The sequence below is a fragment of the Aliirhizobium smilacinae genome, assembly GCF_006335145.1.
GTDB lineage: Bacteria > Pseudomonadota > Alphaproteobacteria > Rhizobiales > Rhizobiaceae > Neorhizobium > Neorhizobium smilacinae.
Window position 1 is genome coordinate 364,398 of sequence record NZ_VDMN01000004.1, and the last position, 19,042, is coordinate 383,439.

General features: G+C 59.4%; 15 protein-coding genes. 9 read left to right on the forward strand and 6 right to left on the reverse strand.

Annotated features, from left to right (window positions below):
* Positions 1–30: 30 nt before the first annotated feature.
* Positions 31–3,807, reverse strand: coding sequence for a methionine synthase (gene metH / locus FHP24_RS19660; RefSeq protein WP_139677923.1), 3,777 nt, complete (start codon positions 3,805–3,807; stop codon positions 31–33).
* A 204-nt stretch (positions 3,808–4,011) separates the two neighbouring features.
* Between metH and FHP24_RS19665 the strand changes: the two genes are divergently transcribed.
* The gene (locus FHP24_RS19665; RefSeq protein ID WP_139677924.1) at positions 4,012–5,268 is read left to right on the forward strand and encodes an AGE family epimerase/isomerase; all 1,257 of its coding nucleotides are present in this window, start codon (positions 4,012–4,014) and stop codon (positions 5,266–5,268) included.
* Between the two features lie 214 nt (positions 5,269–5,482).
* On the opposite strand, the gene FHP24_RS19670 is transcribed toward FHP24_RS19665, so the two are convergent.
* From FHP24_RS19670 to FHP24_RS19690, 5 genes are all read right to left on the reverse strand, one after another.
* The gene (locus FHP24_RS19670; RefSeq protein ID WP_139677925.1) at positions 5,483–6,211 is read right to left on the reverse strand and encodes a copper homeostasis protein CutC; all 729 of its coding nucleotides are present in this window, start codon (positions 6,209–6,211) and stop codon (positions 5,483–5,485) included.
* Positions 6,195–7,172, reverse strand: coding sequence for an ROK family protein (locus FHP24_RS19675; RefSeq protein WP_246091842.1), 978 nt, complete (start codon positions 7,170–7,172; stop codon positions 6,195–6,197). The genes FHP24_RS19670 and FHP24_RS19675 overlap by 17 nt, the downstream gene beginning before the upstream one ends.
* On the reverse strand, positions 7,172–8,728 hold the full coding sequence (locus tag FHP24_RS19680) for a VOC family protein (RefSeq protein ID WP_139677926.1): 1,557 nt from the start codon (positions 8,726–8,728) through the stop codon (positions 7,172–7,174). The genes FHP24_RS19675 and FHP24_RS19680 overlap by 1 nt, the downstream gene beginning before the upstream one ends.
* A gap of 17 nt (positions 8,729–8,745) precedes the next feature.
* A complete protein-coding gene (locus FHP24_RS19685; RefSeq protein WP_139677927.1) occupies positions 8,746–9,894 on the reverse strand; it encodes a M20 family metallopeptidase in 1,149 nt (382 codons plus the stop codon).
* 146 nt (positions 9,895–10,040) lie between these two features.
* Positions 10,041–10,634 carry a DUF922 domain-containing Zn-dependent protease gene (locus FHP24_RS19690; RefSeq protein ID WP_139677994.1) on the reverse strand — a complete coding sequence of 198 codons (594 nt, stop codon included), beginning with the start codon at positions 10,632–10,634 and terminating at the stop codon, positions 10,041–10,043.
* Positions 10,635–10,908: 274 nt separating this feature from the next.
* Between FHP24_RS19690 and FHP24_RS19695 the strand changes: the two genes are divergently transcribed.
* The 8 genes from FHP24_RS19695 (at position 10,909) to pepT (ending at position 18,979) form a co-directional block, all read left to right on the forward strand.
* Positions 10,909–11,661 carry a FadR/GntR family transcriptional regulator gene (locus FHP24_RS19695; RefSeq protein ID WP_139677928.1) on the forward strand — a complete coding sequence of 251 codons (753 nt, stop codon included), beginning with the start codon at positions 10,909–10,911 and terminating at the stop codon, positions 11,659–11,661.
* Positions 11,662–11,734: 73 nt separating this feature from the next.
* Positions 11,735–12,640 carry a 5-dehydro-4-deoxyglucarate dehydratase gene (gene kdgD / locus FHP24_RS19700; protein WP_139677929.1) on the forward strand — a complete coding sequence of 302 codons (906 nt, stop codon included), beginning with the start codon at positions 11,735–11,737 and terminating at the stop codon, positions 12,638–12,640.
* 5 nt (positions 12,641–12,645) lie between these two features.
* On the forward strand, positions 12,646–13,794 hold the full coding sequence (locus FHP24_RS19705) for a mandelate racemase/muconate lactonizing enzyme family protein (RefSeq protein WP_139677930.1): 1,149 nt from the start codon (positions 12,646–12,648) through the stop codon (positions 13,792–13,794).
* Positions 13,794–14,675: an amidohydrolase family protein gene (locus tag FHP24_RS19710; RefSeq protein WP_139677931.1), complete on the forward strand. Its 882-nt coding sequence runs from the start codon at positions 13,794–13,796 to the stop codon at positions 14,673–14,675. Before FHP24_RS19705 ends, FHP24_RS19710 begins: the two co-directional genes overlap by 1 nt.
* A 52-nt stretch (positions 14,676–14,727) precedes the next feature.
* Complete coding sequence (locus FHP24_RS19715) at positions 14,728–15,714, forward strand: TRAP transporter substrate-binding protein (protein WP_139677932.1); 987 nt, start codon at positions 14,728–14,730, stop codon at positions 15,712–15,714.
* An 80-nt stretch (positions 15,715–15,794) separates the two neighbouring features.
* A complete protein-coding gene (locus FHP24_RS19720; protein WP_139677933.1) occupies positions 15,795–16,316 on the forward strand; it encodes a TRAP transporter small permease in 522 nt (173 codons plus the stop codon).
* Positions 16,316–17,596, forward strand: a complete 1,281-nt coding sequence (locus FHP24_RS19725; RefSeq protein ID WP_139677934.1) for a TRAP transporter large permease — start codon at positions 16,316–16,318, stop codon at positions 17,594–17,596. The genes FHP24_RS19720 and FHP24_RS19725 overlap by 1 nt, the downstream gene beginning before the upstream one ends.
* Before the next feature lie 147 nt (positions 17,597–17,743).
* Positions 17,744–18,979 (forward strand): peptidase T, encoded by a 1,236-nt coding sequence (gene pepT, locus FHP24_RS19730; protein ID WP_139677935.1) that lies wholly within the window; start codon positions 17,744–17,746, stop codon positions 18,977–18,979.
* The last annotated feature ends 63 nt before the right edge of the window (positions 18,980–19,042 follow it).

A 19,042-nucleotide genomic window follows, 5' to 3' on the forward strand; every position in this document is an offset into this window, starting at 1 on the left:
CCTTCCGAACAACATCGCTTTTATGAAGGCTTATGCCGCGTCGTCCACAGCTTCCGCCGACGCGCTGACCGGAACGTAATTCAGCACCGGTCCGAGCCAGCGTTCGATCTCTTCTATCCCCATCTGCTTGCGTGACGCATAATCCTCGACCTGATCCCGCTCCACCTTGGCGACGCCGAAGTAGTAGGATTGCGGGTGGCCGATATAAATGCCGGAGACCGACGAACCCGGCCACATGGCGTAGCTCTCGGTCAGCACCACGCCGGTCGCATCGGTCGCATCGAGCAGTCGAAACAGGGTTTCCTTCTCCGTGTGATCGGGCTGCGCCGGATAACCCGGCGCCGGGCGGATACCGGCATACTGCTCGTGGATCAGTTCGTCATTGCCCAGGGTCTCGTCCGTCGCATAACCCCAGAACTCCTTGCGGACCCGCTGGTGCATGCGCTCTGCAAAGGCTTCGGCAAACCGGTCGGCCAGCGCCTTCACCAGGATCGACGAATAGTCGTCGTTTGCCCGTTCGAAACGCTCGGCGATCGCCACTTCCTCGATCCCTGCCGTCACGACAAAACCGCCGACATAATCCGCCTTGCCGCTTCCCACCGGTGCGACGAAATCGGACAATGCCACGTTCGGCCGTCCATCTCGTTTCGAAAGCTGCTGGCGCAGGGTGTAGAACGTCGCAAGTTCCTCGGCGCGATTTTCGTCCGTGAACAACCGGATGTCGTCGCCGACTGCGTTGGCCGGCCAGAAGCCGATCACCGCCCGAGGCCGGAACCAGCTTTCGGCGATGATCTTTTCGAGCATCGCCTGTGCGTCGTTCCACAACTGACGCGCCGCCTCGCCCTGCTTCTCGTCTTCTAGGATCGCCGGGTATCGGCCCTTCAACTCCCAGGTCTGGAAGAATGGCGTCCAGTCGATATATTGCGCCAGTTCCGCCAGATCATAGGTCTCGAATATCTTCGTGCCGAAAAACTGCGGCCTCACCGGCTGATAGCCAGCCCAATCGACTTTTTCCGCATTCGCACGCGCACGCGCGATCGGCAGACGCTGCTTCTCGGCTTCGGCTCTGGCATGTGCTGCCGATACCTTGGCATATTCGCCCCGGATACCTTCGACATAACCGGCCTTCGCATCCGGCGACAGAAGCGAAGAGACGACACCAACGGCCCGGCTCGCGTCCGTCACATAAACCGCCTGACCACGCTCATAACGCGGGTGGATTTTGACAGCCGTATGCACGCGGCTGGTTGTCGCTCCACCGATCAACAGCGGAACCTCGAAACCCTGCCGTTCCATTTCCGCCGCCACATGGACCATTTCGTCGAGCGAAGGAGTGATGAGACCCGACAGGCCGATGATATCGACACCTTCGGCAATCGCCGTTTCGAGAATCTTCGTCGCTGGCACCATCACGCCGAGATCGATGATCTCGTAATTGTTGCAGGCCAGCACCACGCCGACGATGTTCTTGCCGATATCGTGCACGTCTCCCTTGACGGTCGCCATCAGGATCTTGCCTGCCGACTTGCGCTGGTCTCCGCCGTTGAGACGCTTTTCCTCTTCCATGTAAGGCAAAAGCACAGCCACGGCCTGCTTCATCACGCGGGCGGATTTCACCACCTGCGGCAGGAACATCTTGCCCGAGCCGAACAGGTCGCCAACCACGTTCATGCCGGCCATCAACGGCCCTTCTATGACATGCAGCGGACGCTCCGCCTGCTGGCGAGCCTCTTCGGTATCCGCCTCGATATATTCGGTGATGCCGTTTACCAGCGCATGCGAGATACGCTCTTCCACCGACCGTTCGCGCCAGGAAAGATCCTGAACCCTGGCTTCCTTGCCCGGGCCACCGCGAAAACGCTCGGCGACTTCCAGCAGCCGCTCAGTGCCATCGGCACGGCGGTTCAGCACGACGTCCTCGCAGGCTTCGCGCAGTTCCGCGTCGATCTGGTCGTAGACGGCAAGCTGGCCGGCATTGACGATGCCCATGTCCATCCCCGCCTGGATGGCGTGATAAAGGAACACGGCATGCATCGCCTCACGCACCGGCTCGTTGCCGCGGAAGGAGAAGGACAGGTTCGACACACCACCGGAAATATGCACGAGCGGCATTCTTTCGCGGATCGTCCGCGTCGCCTCGATGAAATCGACACCGTAATTATTGTGTTCTTCGATGCCGGTCGCGACAGCAAAGACGTTCGGGTCGAAAATGATGTCTTCCGGCGGGAATCCTGCCTGTTCCGTCAGGATTTTATAGGCACGCGTGCAGATGTCGACCTTGCGCTGGTAGGTATCGGCCTGCCCCGTTTCGTCGAAAGCCATGACGACGACGGCGGCACCATAACTGCGCACCAGCCGGGCCTGTGTAAGGAACTTTTCCTCGCCCTCTTTCAACGAGATAGAGTTGACGATCGACTTGCCCTGAACGCATTTCAGGCCTGCCTCGATGATCTCGAATTTCGATGAATCGATCATGACCGGCACGCGAGCGATATCCGGCTCGGCGGCGATCAGGTTGAGGAACTCGACCATCGCCTTTTCCGAATCGATCAGGCCTTCGTCCATGTTGATGTCGATCACCTGCGCCCCAGCCTCAACCTGGTCGCGGGCAACCGCAAGTGCCGCCGTGTAGTCGCCGGCTGTGATCAGCTTGCGGAATTTCGCCGAGCCGGTGACGTTGGTACGCTCGCCGACATTGACGAAAGGAATGTCCTTGGTCAGCACGAAGGGCTCAAGACCCGAGAGCGACATGAACGCAACGTGCTCGGGCACTTCGCGAGGCTTGTGCTTGGCAACGGCTTGCGCAATCGCCCGGATATGCTCGGGCGTCGAGCCGCAGCAACCGCCGACGATGTTGACGAGGCCTTCGCGCGCAAACCCCTCGACCTGAGCGGCCATCATTTCCGGCGTTTCGTCATACTGGCCGAACTCGTTCGGCAGGCCGGCATTCGGATAGGCGCAGATGAACGTGTCGGAAACGCTCGAAAGCTCCTGCAGATGCGGACGCATCGCATCGGCACCGAGCGCGCAGTTGAGGCCGATCGTGAACGGATTGGAATGGCTGACCGAATCCCAGAAGGCAGACGGCGTCTGGCCCGACAGCGTACGGCCGGAAAGATCGGTAATCGTTCCCGAGATCATCACCGGCAGAGTGATGCCCTTGGCCGCAAAACGCTCGTTGCAGGCGAAAATGGCCGCCTTGGCGTTCAGCGTGTCGAAAATGGTCTCGATCAAGATGATGTCGGCACCGCCATCGATCAGGCCGTCGATCTGCTCGCCATAGGCAATACGGAGATCGTCAAACGTCACGGCCCGGTAACCGGGATTATTGACGTCGGGCGAGATGGACGCGGTACGGTTGGTCGGGCCGATGGCGCCTGCGACGAACCGGCGACGACCGTCTTCGCGCTCGGCGCGCTTGGCCGCACGGCGCACGATCTCGGCGCCCTCCTTGTTGAGGTCGTAGACGGCACCTTCCATCTCGTAATCGGCCTGGGCGATCCGGGTGGAGGAGAAAGTGTTGGTCTCCAGAATATCCGCGCCCGCCATGGCGTAGCGATAATGAATGTCCTCGATCGCCTGCGGCTGTGTCAGGATCAGCAGATCGTTATTGCCCTGCTGGTGACAGGCGCAGCCAATGAAGCGATCGCCGCGGAATTTGTCCTCGTCAAAGCCAAGCCCCTGGATCTGTGTACCCATGGCGCCGTCGAGAACGAGAATGCGCTCGCGCGCTGCAGCTTTCAGCGCAGCGAGAATTTCCGCGCCGTCGCGACCAGCACCTTCGGGACCGAACAGTTCATCGAACAAGGCAAGCACTCCTGATAGAGATCAAGGCAATATTCATAATCATATAAAGATGCCTTTATGTGATGTCCAGCACATACGTCGCAATCCTTGTCGGATTTGTCGCAACGGTCAACGGTCCGTTTTATGCCAGATTCGCCAATGACAGCTATGGTCACAATGACTATAGCCTTTAAGCAAAGTGTTGACGCACAAGGGAGAAGAAGCATGAGCGATACGGATAAGGCGTTGAAATTCTGGAGCGATCTTCCCTATCATCGCCGCTGGCTGCTTGATCAGGCGGAGGGCCTGATGGATTTCTTCCAATATCGTGCGATCAACCCGAAGGGCGGCTTCTACGATCTCGGTGACGAGGGCCATCCGCTTCCCGGCACAAATCCCCTCCGCGGCATCCACGCCTCTGCTCGCATGGTCCACTGCTTCTCGATCGCCTACATGCTTGGACGTCCGGGTGCTGGCGACCTGATCGACCACGGCATGAATTTCCTCTGGAATGGCCATCGCGACCAGAAAAACGGCGGTTACGTCTGGTCGATGAACGATGACGGCCCCGCAGACACCAACAAGCAAGGGTATGGCCACGCCTTCGTGCTGCTCGCCGCGTCCTCTGCCAAGATCATCGGTCACCCACTCGCGGACAAGATGCTGGCCGATATCACGCAAGTGCTGGAAACCCGCTTCTGGGACAAGCAACACGGTGCCATCGCCGAGGAATTCACCGCAGACTGGGGACCGATCGACGGCGGCACCTATCGCGGCCAGAATTCCAACATGCACCTGACCGAAGCCCTGATGGCAGCCTATGAGGCAACCGGCGAACAGCATTATCTCGACAAGGCGGAGAGCATTGCCGACCTCATCATCCGCCGTCTCGCCGGCAGCACAGGCTTCCGCGTCGGTGAGCATTTCGACACAAGCTGGACCCTCAACAAGGATTATTACCACCCCGACGAGATGTTCCGCCCCGCGGGAACCACGCCGGGACACGCGCTGGAATGGGCACGTCTTACCCTGCAGCTCTGGGTGCTTGGCGGTAAGAAACACGCCTGGATGCCGGATGCGGCCAAAAACCTGTTTGTTCAAGCCGTGTCACTGGGGTGGGACAAGGAAAAAGGCGGCTTTTTCTACACGCTCGACTGGGATGACCGCCCGGCCAAGACCAACAAGCTCTGGTGGCCGATGTGCGAGGCAGCGGGCGCTGCCCATTTCATCAACCAGCACCTGCCGCACGACCCGTTCCTCGAAGACAGCTACCGGCTGATCTGGAGCACCATCGCCAACCGCTTCATCGACCACAAGAACGGTGGCTGGCATGAGGAACTGACGGAAGATCTCGTTCCCGCCCACACGCTGTTCCCGGGCAAGGGCGACATCTACCACGCCTTCCAGGCCTGCCTCATCCCGCTCTATCCGGCGGACGGTAGCCTGACGAAGATGATCGGTAAGGCGGGCGGTCAGATCTAGGCAGCACCGCGGCCAGCGGATCGAACATCCATCCTGCAACGGGTTACCGGCGTCGAAAATTATCACGCCGGAACTAGCCAGATGCTCAACAGTCTCGCAGATGAATTTGTCCAGGATGCTCCAGTATCGATAGAGGTCCCGGTCGTCCGATCGCTAGGCGCGGCAGTTTTCTGCGGTCGGATCGGGGCGAAGGGAAGAGAGATCCGTCTTGAGGCTACTGGGCGAGATCCTCCAAAGCACCGAGCATTTTACGCACGGTGCGAGCATCGGTGCGGTACTCTTGCTGGGCAGAAAAACCGAAGTGAACAAGTGTTTCATCAGCATAGGTCACCGCTTGGCGACATGAGGAATGAACTTCGGAGACTCCGGTTGTCGCGACAATCTCCGCAACGTTATCCGGCAAGACCCCGCCCCCCGCCATGATCGAAATCCGCCCGTCAGCCTGCTCGACGAGACGGCGAAGCACTCGCCTCCCGTCTGAAACTTTGACCGCCTGACCTGACGTCAATATTCGCTCAAATCCAAGTTCGATTGCCTGTTCCAGAGCCTCTAATGGATCAGGAACCAGATCGAAGGCCCGATGCAGGGTCAGGCCCATGCCCTCAGCCCGCTTTGCCAGAAACGCCAGCAGATCGATATCCAGTCGCCCGTCCGAAACGCTTGCCCCGAGCACCACGCCCGCAAGCCCGCTCTCGCGCACTGCATCGATATCCGCCAGCATAACCGTCCGCGAGGCGTCATCGAAGACGAAATCGCCGGCCCTCGGCCTGATCATCGCATAGACCGGCACCGGCGCTTTCGCTGCCAGCGCCATCAACCCCTTGGATGGGGTCAATCCGCCAACATCGAGTGCCGAACACAGTTCGATCCGCTGCGCCCCACTTTCGACCGCGGCATTGAGCCCCTCGGCGCTGTCGACACAAACCTCAAGCAGAACGGACATCAACCACTCCCTGTCGCGCCAGAACGGCGGCCCCTAACAATCCGCCATCTTCCCGTCTGATCGCCGGCACCAGCAACGGCCGATCAAACCGATTGAGAATGCGTGCCCTGACTGCGCCGTCCAGCGCGGTGATCAGCGCTCCGGCAGAGGCAAGCCCGCCGCCCACCGGTATGATCGACGGCCCGACCGTATTGACGGCCACTGCCAGCGGATCGGCAACTAGTTGTAGATAGGCCTCGATCGTTTCGCCGGCTTTCACATCTTTCGCCTGCCAGTCGGCGATGATCCGATGGCTGCTGCGCTCTTCGGCGTGAAAAAGCTGATGCAGCTTTTCGATCCCCCGCGCACCGCCAATCGTATCGACACAACCTGATTGCCCGCAGCCGCAGGAAAACCGCGGCACATGCTGAAGCCTGCCACCGATCTCGACGCTCGTATTGAGCGCCGGCCCATGGCCCCATTCACCGGTTACGCCACCAGCACCACGAAGGGTGCGCCCATCGACTGCAATCCCGCCGCCGATCCCCGTGCCGATGATGACGCAGAACACCACGGCATGCCCACGCCCCACGCCGTCATTCGCTTCGGCCAGTGTCAGGCAATCGGCGTCATTCGCCGCAAGCACCGAACGCCCCGTCAATTCGGAAACCGCTTGAGCGATAGGCAGGCCCGTCAGGCATGGAATGTTTGCCGACAACCCGATCCCCGTCACCGGATCGACGAGCCCCGCCGTCGAGAGACCCAAAGGCAATGTCCTGCCCGCTTCGACCTTATCCGCAAGATGCTGCAAAGTCGTTGCAAGCTCCCGCCAATCCGTCTTCGGCACCGGCACGCGCTCCAGTTCCTCCACCTTGCCCGGCTCTCGCGAGAAACCGAACTTGATGAACGATCCACCGATGTCTGCGCAGAGGACTGCCCTGCCCGACATCAACTCGCCGTCAGATAGAGGCGTGAACGGCATCACACATTCCGCTCTTGCAACCAGGCACTTACGAGCACCTCGTCTTCTGCTCCAAGCCCGTGATTGGTATCCAGCACCTTTGCGGTCAGTTGGGCACCGGCAGACAGCAGTCGATCTTCCAGCTCACCCGCCAGCGGACCGTAAAAATCGTCGGTCGCGCTGAGTGATAAAACCCGCGTGCTGGACAGATCGACCGCCGGCCGATCTTCGAGCACATTCATCGAGCGCAGCAAAACCGCCTTACGGATAACTTCCGGCCGAAGCTGCATCGTAGCGCCGATCATGTTGCCGCCATTGGAATAACCGAGAACCGTCATGCGCGCCGGATCGACACCATAAGCCGGACCGATATCCTCGATGAAAGCGACAAAGGCTTCCACTTCGGATGCGATCTCCTTCTGGTCGAACACTGTCTGGCTGAGACGGCGGAAAAAGCGAGGATAGCCCTCGTCCGTCGAACGACCACGCAATCCGATCAGCATCGCATTCGGCGCCACCTTGCGCCCAAGCGGCAGCATCGCCGTCTCGTTAGCGCCGGTGCCATGCAATAGAACCAGCGTGGAGCCGTCCCAGTTTTCCGGCATATGGACACGGTGTACGAAAGGCAGGTCGCGATAAATAACCCGCTCCTCGCCCGGCAGGCCGAATTGCGGCAGCATCACTTTCAGCGCCTCGTGGTCAGCCTTGAAATGTTTGGGAATAAACAACTGCGATCCGAGCGTCTCCAGCGGTTCGTCAGCTGTAAAGCCCGGCGCATCGGTTGCGACCTCGATTAAAGTACCTCCCGGCTCTCGCACATAAAGTGAATAGAAATATTGCCGGTCATGCACATTGATGTCGCCTGCATTCTCTGCCTGCAGCGCCTTATGCAGATCGTCCACCGCCTGGACATCAGTCGCACGCACCGCCACATGGTCGATCGTCCCCGTTCCCGGCGCTGCCGTCCAGAACCCGCCAGCATTGCGCACATCAATGATCTGTCCGCTGTCGGAAACCAGCCGCTGCACCGCCCCTTCCACCGAAGCGGGCTTGAAGCCTGTATGCCGCTCAAGGAAAGACGCGGTCTCGTCCGCCTTTTCCGACAGGATAGTCGCCCCACGAATACCGCGGATCGCATCGGCCTCGGCAATGCCGCCATCTTTCCACCAGATCCAGTCGCCATACTCGTCGACACCAACCAGCTTGACGATGATCCCATCCGGATCGGTCAGCCGTAGCACCGGCTCGCCGAATTCCTGTGTCGGTCCGGTCATCTTCACATTGCATTGCAGCGCCCGCGTCAGCCAGAAACCGATCGCTTCGCGGTCGACCGCAAAACTGATCTCGCTTGGCGCCCCGTGCCCGACACGCCCGAGCGAACCATCCTCCCAAGCAAGAAACGTGACCAACGAGCCGGGCGTCGCGGCACCATCGCCGTAAAACAGATGCAGCTGCTGTGCATCCTCGAAACCGGCCGTGCGCTTGACGAGACGCAGGCCCAGGAAACCGACATAGAAATCGACATTCGCCTGGATTTTTCGCGTGATCGCCGTGAGATGGTGAATGCCGCTGGTCATAGTGATCTGCCTGTTTCTTATTTCGGTTCGAGCGACATCATCAGGTTCGCGAGCAAGGCTGTTCGCGGCGCAAGACTGCTGACAAAAATATGCTCATCGAACGTATGTGCCCCTGCCCCATCGGCACCGAGCCCATCAAGGGTCGGCACACCCAGAGCCGCAGTGAAATTGCCATCCGAACCGCCGCCGGTCACCACGCCTTCAAGCGTAATGCCGAGTTCCGCCGCGATCTCGGCCGCCGCATCGAACAGCTTCACGCCGTCTTCGGACTGGGCAAAGGGCGGCCGGTTCATCTGGCCGGTAATCTCGAATGTGATATCCGGATCAACCGGTTTCATCACTTCGATCTTGCCCGTGATCTCACGCGCGGCCGTGTCATCCGGCACGCGCACATCCACCACCAGCCGGCACTCTGCCGGCACCGTGTTACGGCCGGTTCCGCCATGGATCGTGCCGACCGTGACCGTCACACCACGTTCGGCATCATTCAAGGCCTCGAGATCCAGCACCAGCCGCGCCGCCGCGCGGATGGCACTGCGCCCGTCCTGCGGACGCGTCCCCGCATGCGAAGCACGTCCCCGAATGGTGACGTCATACATCGCCACACCCTTGCGGGCGATGACGATCTTGCCGCCGTCGCGGGCAGGCTCGACCACCAGTGTGTAACCGGCGTTTGCCGCAAGCTTTTCCATATAGGCGCGCGACGAAAGGCTACCGATTTCCTCGTCCGGCACGAAGACCAGATCGATCGGCATGCGGCTGCCCTTGGCCACCGCGATCTTCAATGCTTCCAGCGCCATCAATGCACCGGATTTCATGTCGTAGATTCCCGGCCCGTAAAGCTTGTCGCCATCTCGCTTCAAAGGCAGCTGCTTGGCGATAACACCATGCGCATGCACGGTATCGAGATGCGCCAGAATGAGGACCGTTTTCTCGTTGCTGCCTTCGGCCCGCGGCGAACGGACGGAGAGAATGTCCCCGAGCCCGAGCGTGCCCGGCAGACGCTCGACCGTAAGTTCGGCGGCTTTGGCCAGTTTTTCGACATGATCCGCCAGCCGGTTGACGGCAGCGGCATCCTGCGATGGCGTTTCGATCTCGACCCAGCGGATGAGCTCTTCGAGCAATGCCTTGTCATCGATATCAGCGGCGGAAACGGAAATGGTCATGCAAATCTCTCTGGAATGTCACGCACTTGCTGGATAGGACTATAGCAACGAACTGAGCACGGGCAACGGCTTGCCACCGTGATCGGACTGTTCATCATTTGGCTTGGGATTATCTTTCGAGGATCAAGCCGGGACAGCCGGGCATCTCACCGTTCGTTCACAAGGTTGAGGATGAGCTGGTGGACATTACCGCCATTGTTCATCTCGATCCTGTCATAGTCCCGGTGCCGCTCTCTGTTGCGTCTGGAAATTTCGCCGAGTTTTGCTGTCAGGTCGGTTCTTATTTTGGCGCATTTCGGATCGTCCGGCACCGACAGACCGACGCTTACCGTCTCGATTTCCTTCACCATCTCGACGATCATCTCGCCATGATGCAACTCATGCCGGCGCACGCCATCGGAAAACACCTGCCACTTGGCTTTTAGCCTGTCCGGCAGTTTTCCGGCTTTCGGCAGCGTGTAGATGAGCGTCAGGCTCGGTCTTGCTGAAACCAGCTTGCATGAACCATCGGGCTGCGGCTCGTATTTGCGCGACCAGAGCAGCTTGAAATCCGTATGCGCGATCGTCCGCATCTGGTCGCCGACCAGAGGTCCCTTCTCGCCGATCTGTGAATAAAGCTCGATACCGGTGGAGCCGCTGACCGTATAGGTCTTTATCTGCTCTGCCGGAGCCCACTGCGCTGTAGCCACAGAAGGCGCAACGAACAAAATGCCCGCAACCAAAACCTTGATAAGCATCATTCTCACGGACGCGCTCCAGCTTCTTTAGCGTATCGTGGTAGTGGGCCTAGCCACTGTTTTCAACACCTCTCGTTAAAGCTGCGAGCTTGTCAGGCCGCGTCATTCCGGCTTCTGTCACCTCATTGCTGCCTGTGCGATAAATCGCTCGCGCAGCTCCCCGTCCGTGAATGCGTGACAAGCAGACAAACTTGTCATACATCTTGCGATACCCGCAAAAAGCGATCGTACTCCGGAAAGTTCGGAGGCTATAAAATCTCAGGAAGGAAAAGCATCTATGAGCGAGGAACTCAAGGCGGATCCGGTTACCTCTCCGAAGACACGCGCCACGAAATTAAGCGAAAAACTTCGCCAGGCGATCGCTGAGGGGCAGTTCCCGCCGGGTTCGCGGCTCCCGAGTGAAGCTCAACTGACATTAGCCCATGGCGTCAGCAGAACGGTGGTCAGGGAGGCTATTGCCGCTTTGCGTTCCGATCGGCTGGTCGAGGCCCGTCAGGGGGCTGGCGTCTTTGTGTTACAGGCAACACCCGCGCCTGCACCATTCAACCTGTCGCTCGGACATGTCGATCTCGCGCGCGTATCGTCCATGATCGAACTGCTCGAATTGAGAACCGCCGTCGAGGTGGAATCGGCAGGAATGGCCGCGTTGCGGCGGTCTCCGGCTCAGGAAGAGGTGATTTTCGAGCGTCACTACGCCGTTCGCTCCTGTCTTGAGGCGCATCAACCGACAAGTGAAGCCGACTTTGCCCTTCACCTCGCTATAGCCGACGCAACCAACAATCCGCGCTTTCGCGAATTTCTGATGATGATCGGCAAGAACGTCATCCCGCGAGCCGCTTTGCGCGGCGATGAAACGGAAGAAGAGCAGCTGGAATACATCAATCTTCTTGTCGAAGAACATCAGGCGATCGTCAGCGCAATTTCCGAAGGTAACGAGGAGGAAGCACGCGACGCGATGCGCCGTCACCTGCGCGGAAGCCAGTTGCGCTACCGCAACCTTCTTCGTGCCCTGCGACAAGATGTCAGGTAACTTGTTGACACAAATTCCTCAAACCTGTACGACAATTTTGTCTGGAGGAGACATCTAAAGAGGAAATTCCATTATGACGCCTGAAGAAATCAAGGCAGCGCTGGGCGCTGGCCTTCTGTCCTTTCCTGTTACCCATTTCGATGATGAAGGTGAATTCAAACAGGATAGTTATCAGCGCCATATCGAATGGCTGTCGGGCTTCGAAGCGCCCGTTCTTTTCGCCGCCGGCGGCACCGGCGAGTTCTTCTCGCTCTCGCCTGATGAAGTCCCAACAATCGTCAGATCTGCCAAGGAAGCTTCGGGTGACACCGCGATCGTCTCGGGTTGCGGCTTTGGCACGCGAGTTGGCGTCGAAATGGCCAAAGCGGTCGAAAAAGCCGGCGCCGATGGCATTCTTCTTCTGCCGCATTACCTGATCGATGCACCACAGGAAGGCCTCTATCAGCACGTCAAGAAAATCTGCCAGTCGGTCGGCATCGGCGTCATGGTCTATAACCGTGACAATTCCGTCCTGAAGGTCGACACACTGAAGCGTCTCTGCGACGAATGCCCGAACCTGATCGGTTTCAAGGACGGCACCGGCGATATCGGCCTCGTCCGGCAGGTCACCGCCACCATGGGCGATCGCCTGATGTATCTCGGCGGCATGCCGACCGCGGAACTGTTTGCCGAAGCCTATCTCGGCGCCGGTTTCACCACCTACTCGTCGGCAGTTTTCAACTTCGTTCCGGGGCTTGCGGTCGAATTCTACAAGGCCCTTCGCGCCGGTAACCGCGCTCGTTGCGAAGAAATCCTGACAGAGTTCTTCTATCCGTTCATGGAACTGCGCGCGCGCCGCAAGGGCTATGCCGTTGCCGCCATCAAGGCTGGTGTACGCCTGCAGGGCTTCGATGCCGGTAAGGTCCGCCCGCCGCTGGACGACCTGACGGCAGAAGAGGAACAGATGCTCCTGAAGCTCATCGGCAGCCACAAGAGGTAATCCCGATGAAAATCGCCTCGGTCCGCACTCATCTCCTCGAACACAGGCTCGATGTGGCTTTCGAAAGCGCGTCCATGCGCTTCGATCGCCGGGCTCACATCCTCGTCGAGATCGAGTGCGACGACGGCACGGTCGGTTGGGGCGAATGCCTCGGCCCGGCCCGGCCGAACGCTGCTGTCGTGCAGACTTATGCGAACTGGCTGATCGGCGAAAACCCGCTTGAGACGGAAAAGATCTGGGCAAGGCTCTACAACGCCCTGCGTGACCAGGGACAACGCGGCCTTGCCGTAACCGCGCTGTCCGGCATCGACATCGCACTCTGGGATATCAAGGGCAAACATTTCGGCGTGCCCATCTCGATCCTGCTCGGGGGCCGGTTTCGCGAAACCATCAAGGCCTACGCAACAGGCAGCTTCAAGCGCGACGGAGTCGACCGCGTTGAAGACAATGCCACGGATGTCGCCCGCTACCGTGCGGAAGGGTTTCACGCCACCAAGATCAAGATCGGCTTCGGCGTCGAGGAAGATCTTCGTGTTATCAAAGCCGTGCGTGAAGCAGCCGGGCCGGACATGAGGCTGATGATTGACGCCAACCACGGTTATGATGCGATCGAGGCGATCAGGCTCGGCAACGCCGCGGCCCAGTATGGCATTGACTGGTTTGAAGAGCCCGTTGTGCCGGAACAGCTTGCCGCCTATCGCGAGGTTCGCGCCAAACAACCGATACCCGTTGCCGGCGGTGAAACATGGCACAGCCGCTGGGGCATGCGCGAGCCGATCGAAACCCGTGCAATTGACATCGTCCAGCCGGATCTCGCCGGCGTCGGCGGCTTTACCGAGGCAAAGCGCGTCGCCGATCTGGCAACCCTGCACGGCATCCGAGTCGTCCCGCATGTCTGGGGTACGGCGGTCCATATCGCGGCAGCCCTGCAGTTCATGGCCGCCATGATCCCCAGCCCGGTCCGCGTCAACCCGATCGAGCCGATCCTCGAATTCGACCGCACCGACAATCCCTTCCGTCAGGCGATCATCAAGACGCCGATCGAACATCGGCACGGCATCGTGCAGATCCCGAACGGCCCCGGCCTCGGCATTGAGATCGACCGCGATGCGCTGAAGGAATTCCGCATGCCCGAAGAAAAGGGAGCGGCCTGATGCTCGTTCGCACCCTGTCCGGCAACGCTCCGAAGACCAAGCTGCCGCAGGGTGCAGTCGATACGCAGATGCACATGTATCTACCGGGCTATCCATCCCTGCCCGGCGGCCCGGACCTTCCGGCCGGCGCCCTGCCCGATCCCGATCAGTACCGCCGGCTGATGCGCTGGCTCGGCATCGACCGGGTCATCATCACCCAGGGCAATGCGCATCAGCGCGACAATTCCAATCTTGTTGCCTGCCTTGAGGTCACGGGAGATATCGCTCGCGGTGTTGCGGTCATCGATAGCGAAACCAGCGAAGCCGAAATGACGCGGCTCACCGATGCCGGCATTGTCGGTGCTCGGATCATGGATCTCCCCGGTGGCGCCGTTGGTCTATCAGAACTCGAAACCGTCGATGCGAAAGCTGCGGCTCACGGCTGGATGCTCGCCGTTCAGTTTGACGGCAGCAACATCCTCGACCACGAAGCGCGTCTGGCAAAGCTGAAATCGCGCTGGGTTTTCGACCACCACGGAAAATTCTTTTCCGGCGTCACACCCGACAGCCAGGAGATCGTAGCGGTCAAGCGGCTGATCGACGGAGGAAACTGCTGGTTCAAATTCGCCGGCGTGTATGAATCGTCGAAAACCGGCGGAACCGACTATGCAGATGTCGCAGCCATTGCCCGCGATATCGCAAACCATGCCCCGGAACGGATTGTCTGGGGTACGAACTGGCCGCACAATCTCGCCCGCCAACAGGCGGATTACCCGGATGACGCGGCGCTTACCGATACAGTGCTTGGCTGGCTGCCGGACGAAAAAACCCGGCATCTCGCCCTGATCGAGAACCCGCAGGTGCTTTTCGGCCTGCAGGAATGGAGTGCATCGACGAGTTGATTTTTTAAATAACCGGTGCGTGGAGGTGCCGGTTTCTTTGGAGGAGGAAAACATGAAAATCACGAAAGCTCTCGGGCTGGCGCTAACGCTTGCCCTTGCCGCAACGACAGTCATTCCATCCGCCCATGCGCAGGAAGTCACCCTGCGCTCGGCCGATATCCATCCGGACGGTTATCCGACGGTGGACGCGGTCAAATATATGGGCGACCTGGTCAAGGAACGCACCGGCGGCCGCATCGCCATCCAGGTGATGAACAACTCGGTTCTCGGCGGCGAAAAAGACACGATCGAGCAGACACGTTTCGGCGTCATCGACCTTAATCGCGTCAACGCAGCCCCCTTCAACAACCTGATCCCGGAAACGGTCGTTCTCGGCCTGCCCTTCCTGTTTCGCTCGACAGACCATATGCACAAGGTTGTTGACGGCCCGATCGGCGACAAGATCCTTGCGGCCTTCGAACCGCACGGCCTGATCGGCCTCGCCTACTACGATTCAGGCGCCCGCTCCTTCTACACGACGAAAAAGCCGGTCGAAAAACTGGCCGACCTCAAGGGTCTGAAGATCCGCGTCCAGCAGTCCGACCTCTGGATCGCCATGATGCAGGCCTTCGGCGCCAACCCGACGCCGATGCCGATGGGCGAAGTCTATTCCTCGCTTGAGACCGGCGTGGTCGACGGCGCGGAAAACAACTGGCCTTCCTATGAGTCCGCTCGTCACTACGAAGTGGCGAAGAACTATACGCTCACCCAGCATTCGATGAACCCGGAAATCCTTGTCATGTCCAAGGTCTCCTGGGACAAGCTGACGCCGGACGACCAGAAGATTGTTCGTCAGGCGGCTAAGGATTCCGTCGTCAAGATGCGCGAACTCTGGACCGCCCGCGAAAAGACCTCGGAAGAAAAGGTCCGCGCCGGAGGCGTCAAGGTCATCAACGTCGACAAGGAGGAATTCTCCGCCGCGATGAAGCCGGTCTACGACAAATTCGTCACCGACGCGAGCATGAAGCAGCTTCTGAGCGAGATCCAGGCCGTTCAGTAGTCAAGCGAATGAAAGCCGGTCTCGTTTCTGAGGCCGGCTTTCGCATATCCGGCACAGAATCCGGGAGGAGGAACAGCACAATGCGAAAATTCATGCAGGCGATAAAACCCGCGCTGGGTGTAGTCAGCCGCTTGTCACTCTGGATCGCAGGTATCGGCATGATCGCCATGACGCTGATCGTTGGCTGGCAGGTCTTCAGCCGTTATATCCTGAACGACAGTCCAAGCTGGTCGGAGCCTTTGTCGCTCCATCTGATGGCCTGGTTCATCATGTTGGGCGCCGCAGTCGGTGTACGCGAAAGCGTCCATCTCGGCCTCGACATCGTGCGTTACGTCATGCCGCATAACATTCAGAAAGCGATGGACCTTCTCAGCCTCGGGCTGATCGTGCTCTTCGGCATCGGCATGGCTTATTATTCGACCTTGCTGGCTGCCGGCACATGGACGGCCCGCATCCCCGTCCTCGGTTGGCCGGGCGGCACCGATTTTTTCCCGATGATCGTCGGTGGTGCGATGATCGCAATCTTTTCCCTTGAACGCTTCATCGACGTCGCAATCGGTGAGGAAATCGCCGCCGACGTGCTTGTCCAGGAGGCCGCATAATGGCCTATACGATCCTCTTCGCCTCCTTCACTTTCCTGATGATCATAGGCATGCCGATTGCGTTCTGCCTCGGCATCTCCTCTTTCGCGACCGTGCTTTATCTCGGGCTTCCACCGATCGTCGTTTTCCAACAACTGAACTCCGGAATGAACGTATTCGCCATGATGGCGATCCCGTTCTTCATCTTTGCCGGCGACCTCATGGTCCGCGGCGGCATCGCGGCGCGACTTATCCGCTTTGCTGCGGGCCTGGTCGGACACATGCGGGGCGGCCTTGGTCAGGTCAATGTCGTCGCCTCGACGCTGTTCGGCGGTATATCTGGTTCCGCGGTTGCCGACGCCTCGGCCGTCGGCGGTCTGATGATCCCACAAATGGCCCAGCGTGGTTATGACCGGGATTATGCGGTAAACGTCACAGCCAATGCCGCCATCATCGCCCTGATGATCCCGCCGTCGCACAACATGATCCTCTATTCGATCGCCGCCGGCGGCAATGTCTCGGTCGCCGATCTCTTCACCGCCGGTATCATTCCCGGCCTGCTTCTGGCAGCTGCGCTGATGTTCACCGCCTGGTGGGTAGCGGTGAAACGCGGTTATCCCGCCGATGCCTTTCCCGGCTTCCGGCGCGTAGGTTATTATCTGCTCGCCTCACTGCCGGGCATCTTGCTGATCGCCATCATTTTCGGCGGCGTGCGTTCAGGTGTTTTCACGGCAACGGAGAGCTCCTGCATCGCCGTGCTCTACGCCTTTCTTGTCGCCATGCTCGTCTATCGGGAGCTGGATTGGTCGGGTTTCGTAGAGGCGGTGATGGGAGCGGTGCGCACGACGGCCATGGTCCTGCTGGTCATCGGCACTGCAGCCTCGTTCGGCTGGCTAATGGCTTTTCTCCAGGTCCAGACGCTTATCATCGCCGCGATCGGAGCAATCTCGGATAACCCGATCATCGTGCTCCTGATGATCAACATTATCCTGCTCGTCCTTGGTACTTTCATGGACATGGCGCCGATGGTCATCATCGCCACGCCGATCCTGCTTCCTGTTGTGAAAGCCTTTGGCATCGATCCGGTTCATTTCGGTGTCGTGATGATCCTGAACGCCGGTATCGGGCTGAACACGCCACCAGTGGGAACTGTGCTTTTCGTCAGTTGTGCGGTGGGCGGCATAACAATACGAGAGGCGATGCGCACGATTTGGCCCTTCTTTGGTGCGAGCATCTTCGTGCTGTTGCTGGTTACGTATATACCCGGTTTGTCGCTTTGGTTGCCAGGCGTGTTCAAGTAGACATTTCCGCCATGCAATACCCAAGATCCCGCTTCGGCGGGATCTTTCGTTCAGACATGCTTAGCACCTGAGAAATGGTGGTTCACGCCTGCGGTCAGGACGGCTATGGTCGGGGATTGAAATCGCTTTTGCCTAATGGATTTTGTCATGACCGATACCGTCACCAGCCGTTTTCTCCGTTACGTCGTCCTCGACACCCAGTCCGACGCCTCGTCGCCAACTCAGCCATCCACGGCAAAACAGCTCGATCTCGGCAGGATGCTCGTCAGCGAATTGCAGGCAATCGGCGTCAACGATGCCGAACTCGACAAGTACGGTTATGTCTACGCCACGATTCCGTCCAATACCGGCAAGAACAACGTTCCCGTCGTCTGCTTCTGCGCCCACATGGATACGGCACCGGACTTTTCCGGCACGGGCGTCAGGCCGCAGGTGATCCGCAACTATCAGGGCGGCGACATCACGCTGCCGGGCGACGCCAGTCGCATCATCAAGATGGCCGAACATCCCGAACTGAAGAACCAGATCGGCAACGACGTCATCACCTCTGACGGCACGACGCTTCTTGGCGCAGACGACAAGGCGGGCCTCGCCGAAATCATGACAGCCGCCGAATTTCTGCTGAACAATCCCGACATCAAGCATGGCACGATCCGCATTCTCTTCACCCCCGACGAGGAAATCGCCCGCGGCGTCGCAAAGGTCGATCTGCAGAAGCTCGGTGCCGATTTCGGTTATACGCTCGATGGTGAGACCGCTGGCACGATCGAGGACGAAACGTTCTCCGCCGACAGCGCGGATATCACCATCAGGGGCGTCGCCATCCATCCCGGCTTCGCCTATGGCAAGATGGAAAATGCCATCCGCATTGCCGGAAATATCATCGCCAAGCTGCCGAAGGACATGACGCCGGAAACGACGAAAGGCCGTGACGGCTTCATCCACCCGACCTCTGTCTCCGGCGCGATGGAAGGCGCCAAGATCAGCCTCATCCTGCGCGACTTCAGGACAGAAGGACTTAAGGAAAAGGCGAAGCTGCTCGAAACCATCATCGCCGAAGTCATGGCCGATTATCCCGGTTCGTCCCATACGCTCAAGATTACCGAACAATACCGCAACATGAAGGAAGTGCTCGACCACCATCCGGATATCGTCGAGAACGCCATCGAGGCAATCCGTCGGGCGGGCATGTCGCCGGTGCGTGGCAGCATACGCGGCGGCACGGATGGCGCGCGGCTCTCCTTCATGGGCCTGCCCTGCCCCAACATCTTCGCGGGCGGCCATGCCTTCCACTCGCCGATTGAATGGGTCAGCAGCCAGGATATGGAGCGTGCCGTGAAGACGATCGTCGAGCTGGCGAAACTCTGGGAAGAGCGTGCCTGACGGCTCAGGCCTTGGGCGCTACGTCAAAAAACGACTTCGACGCGCCAAAATTCGGGAACCGAT

Excerpts from the sequence above, each read along its gene's own strand:
- FHP24_RS19670 (WP_139677925.1), bottom strand. The coding sequence starts at position 6,211 with ATGTCCGTTCTGCTTGAGGTTTGTGTCGACAGCGCCGAGGGGCTCAAT.
- FHP24_RS19665 (WP_139677924.1), top strand. The coding sequence starts at position 4,012 with ATGAGCGATACGGATAAGGCGTTGAAATTCTGGAGCGATCTTCCCTAT.
- FHP24_RS19710 (WP_139677931.1), top strand. The coding sequence starts at position 13,794 with ATGCTCGTTCGCACCCTGTCCGGCAACGCTCCGAAGACCAAGCTGCCG.
- pepT (WP_139677935.1), top strand. The coding sequence starts at position 17,744 with ATGACCGATACCGTCACCAGCCGTTTTCTCCGTTACGTCGTCCTCGAC.
- FHP24_RS19720 (WP_139677933.1), top strand. The coding sequence starts at position 15,795 with ATGCGAAAATTCATGCAGGCGATAAAACCCGCGCTGGGTGTAGTCAGC.
- kdgD (WP_139677929.1), top strand. The coding sequence starts at position 11,735 with ATGACGCCTGAAGAAATCAAGGCAGCGCTGGGCGCTGGCCTTCTGTCC.
- FHP24_RS19725 (WP_139677934.1), top strand. The coding sequence starts at position 16,316 with ATGGCCTATACGATCCTCTTCGCCTCCTTCACTTTCCTGATGATCATA.
- FHP24_RS19695 (WP_139677928.1), top strand. The coding sequence starts at position 10,909 with ATGAGCGAGGAACTCAAGGCGGATCCGGTTACCTCTCCGAAGACACGC.
- FHP24_RS19705 (WP_139677930.1), top strand. The coding sequence starts at position 12,646 with ATGAAAATCGCCTCGGTCCGCACTCATCTCCTCGAACACAGGCTCGAT.
- FHP24_RS19685 (WP_139677927.1), bottom strand. The coding sequence starts at position 9,894 with ATGACCATTTCCGTTTCCGCCGCTGATATCGATGACAAGGCATTGCTC.
- FHP24_RS19675 (WP_246091842.1), bottom strand. The coding sequence starts at position 7,172 with ATGCCGTTCACGCCTCTATCTGACGGCGAGTTGATGTCGGGCAGGGCA.
- FHP24_RS19680 (WP_139677926.1), bottom strand. The coding sequence starts at position 8,728 with ATGACCAGCGGCATTCACCATCTCACGGCGATCACGCGAAAAATCCAG.
- FHP24_RS19715 (WP_139677932.1), top strand. The coding sequence starts at position 14,728 with ATGAAAATCACGAAAGCTCTCGGGCTGGCGCTAACGCTTGCCCTTGCC.
- FHP24_RS19690 (WP_139677994.1), bottom strand. The coding sequence starts at position 10,634 with ATGATGCTTATCAAGGTTTTGGTTGCGGGCATTTTGTTCGTTGCGCCT.